This window comes from Lentibacillus sp. L22 (assembly GCF_040812445.1).
Lineage (GTDB): Bacteria > Bacillota > Bacilli > Bacillales > Amphibacillaceae > Lentibacillus_C > Lentibacillus_C daqui.
This window is the reverse complement of the sequence record NZ_JBFNXI010000089.1, coordinates 1-2,678: the sequence shown is the minus strand read 5'-3', so window position 1 is coordinate 2,678 and position 2,678 is coordinate 1. Positions and strand designations below refer to the sequence as shown.

The window sequence follows — 2,678 nt, the reverse complement described above, 5'->3', positions numbered from 1 at the left end:
AATACCAGCTTTCGAGTAGGCTTCAAACTTTTCAAAGTTGAAATAGCCACGGTCGAACACATGTAGTACTTTTTTATCCGCTACAATCAGTGCATCCAGCTGCGTTTCATCCGCAGGTCTTGCCGGACTGAGATTTACTTTATTTGGATAAGAAATGCCATCGCAAAAGGAAATGGAAGTATGCATCTTCACGCCAGCTTTTGTTTCTCGAAAATCTGCCCATTCATATTGACTGAGACACATGGATATCGTTGATGAATCAATCAAATGAAGTTTACCAAGTTCCTTACTTACCATTCTTGGTCCAAGTATATGGTGCAACTTCTGAATTAAATGATGTAAAATCACTTCAAAAATTTCGTGTGGAATGTCTCTGTTTTTTCGAGAAAGCTGTGACTTACTAATACTTTCAATACCTACCAGCCTTTGAACTGTTTTCTTGCGTTTAATCGTATTGCTTATTCGTTTTAAACTATCTAAATTTTTCAGTTGCGCATAGATAAAAGCATTCGTAAAAGTTAGTATATCTAGCTTTTTAACATACTTATCAAGTCCAGCGTGATCAACCATTTTTTGAATGACTTTTGAATCTAATGGATGAATGTATTCCTTGAATACAGTTTTTATGGTATGATTGTCCATGAGTTCTCCTTATAATTTGGGATTTGGACAGGACTACCATTCCCTTATTATAAGGTTTTTTATAGACTTTTGTAGTGAAAACTCCCATTATTCCTAATGTTCCAACTAAATATTTTTCTTGACATTTGTAGAAAAACTTTATGCAACGCTAGTGAGATATGTTAAGTAATATTATTGCTATGTTATATACTATTATAAAAAATAATATTTAGTCAAGTCTTTATTAAATAATGGTTAATTCATTGTTACCTTTTGTAATGAATTTGCTTGGTATCTGTGTGGTTAGATTCACTGCAGGTCATTTTCCATAAAAAATCCTGCAATGGCACATACCAATTACAGGATAATCGTTTACTATGATTTATTTTCCAAATGAAGCTCTGCTAATTCTTGAGCCATATCACAGATCATTTGAGCATTTGTCACATGATCCATCGCATGAATAACATAAATATTAATATCTGTCTGCTGTTCACGGCTGTTCAATTGCAAAAGCTCTGTCTGTTTTTTATGAGCAGCTATTAAATGCTTTTTAGCATCAGCGATGCCTGCTTCATATCCTTGCACATCTTGTTCTTTTGCAAGACCTAATGCCCGATAGGCTAGCGTTTTAGCTTGAGAAGCTTCTGTAATCAAAGGCATAAAAACTTCTACATCAATTGTCATTGTTACGCCTCGCTTATCTGCTCAAAAATGCTGTAAACATTCATGGTGTTGTAGTCTTCAACTGAAATTTTAGCAACTTTTGCATTAGTTGACACTTCATAGTTTTTAGCACTCTGATGAATTTGTGGTCCTAATAGCACAACATCTACATCATGTTCTTTAATATAGTCCAAGCCTTCTTCCAGACTTTTTGATTGAATATCGATATCTTGTTCTTTTTCTTGAGCAAGGTCATTTAATTTTCTTACCAGTAAACTTGTTGTTATTCCTGCTTCACATACTACAATCACTTTTTCCATTCGTTACACCTCTTTGTTAGTTATATTCATCACACTGCTTCGAGCACATGGAATATAAACAGAGAAACTTCGTGATGATTGTGCGTTTTTTCACGGTGTGAGGTTTTATTTTGTATTAAAGAGTTTACCCCAAAAATGCAATTCTTCTGCATATCCATTTTATATACAGACCCGTATAAAATTACCTTGGAAAAATCACTTCATATTGATTCTGTTTACTATGTTTGATATATGCTTGCGGAGGTTCCTGATCCGTTATCAAATAATCAATGTCATCAAAATCACAATAAGTCGTTAGTGCATACTTATCAAATTTTGTATAATCTACAAGAATAAATACCTGCTCGCTTTTTTTTATCACTTTTGCTTTTACCTGCGTTTCTAATGGGGAGGAATTGGTTATTCCTTTATCCAGTGAGAGACCTGTTGAAGCCATGAAAGCTTTATTAAAATTATATTTTTGAATAACTTCTGCACTCTCTGTTCCGACATAGGATCTGGTAGAGCGTTCGAAAACACCGCCAGTTGAATAAATATTTAAATTCGGATAAGCGCTGGCATCTAAAGTAAAATCAAGATTGTTGGTGACGATGGTAAGATTTTTATACTTGATAAAATCCAGCAGTTCCACGGTAGTAGTCCCGGAATCAATAAAAATAATATCTCCATCCTTAATAAATTCCGCCGCTAATTTTGCAAGCTTCTGCTTTTCGTGGAATTGTTTGACTTTACGGTCTTGATAAGGAACGGTTAGGGGCTGAGAAATCGACACTCCGCCGTAAACCTTCACCATTTTTCCATCATCAACCAGCTCTTGAACATCCCGGCGAATTGTATTTTTAGACATACCAAACCGCTCAACAAGTTCATCAAGTGATACAGATTCTTTTTCTTTTACATATTCTAATATTGCATTTATTCGCTGTGCTTTCATCATAAATAAGCGCTCCTTTTAAGAAAATATTGCTATATTATACATCAGCTAAAAAATTATTCATTTGATTTAAAGGCTCTTCACCAAAATCAATGGTTGACACACTAGGTGCAACTATGCTAATTCACGGTTGCACT

General features: G+C 34.5%; 4 protein-coding genes. All 4 read right to left on the bottom strand.

What is annotated here, in order from left to right; genetic code table 11:
* On the bottom strand, positions 1-642 hold a 642-nt coding region (locus ABRT01_RS18090; RefSeq protein ID WP_367749153.1), incomplete at its 3' end, for a DUF4372 domain-containing protein.
* Between the two features lie 354 nt (positions 643-996).
* Positions 997-1,308, bottom strand: coding sequence for a PTS sugar transporter subunit IIA (locus ABRT01_RS18085; protein ID WP_188857614.1), 312 nt, complete (start codon positions 1,306-1,308; stop codon positions 997-999).
* 2 nt (positions 1,309-1,310) lie between these two features.
* Positions 1,311-1,607 (bottom strand): PTS sugar transporter subunit IIB, encoded by a 297-nt coding sequence (locus ABRT01_RS18080; protein WP_188857616.1) that lies wholly within the window; start codon positions 1,605-1,607, stop codon positions 1,311-1,313.
* A gap of 181 nt (positions 1,608-1,788) precedes the next feature.
* Complete coding sequence (locus tag ABRT01_RS18075; protein WP_188857619.1) at positions 1,789-2,544, bottom strand: DeoR/GlpR family DNA-binding transcription regulator; 756 nt, start codon at positions 2,542-2,544, stop codon at positions 1,789-1,791.
* Between the last annotated feature and the right edge of the window lie 134 nt (positions 2,545-2,678).

Excerpts from the sequence above, each read along its gene's own strand:
- ABRT01_RS18085 (WP_188857614.1), bottom strand. The coding sequence starts at position 1,308 with ATGACAATTGATGTAGAAGTTTTTATGCCTTTGATTACAGAAGCTTCT.
- ABRT01_RS18075 (WP_188857619.1), bottom strand. The coding sequence starts at position 2,544 with ATGATGAAAGCACAGCGAATAAATGCAATATTAGAATATGTAAAAGAA.
- ABRT01_RS18080 (WP_188857616.1), bottom strand. The coding sequence starts at position 1,607 with ATGGAAAAAGTGATTGTAGTATGTGAAGCAGGAATAACAACAAGTTTA.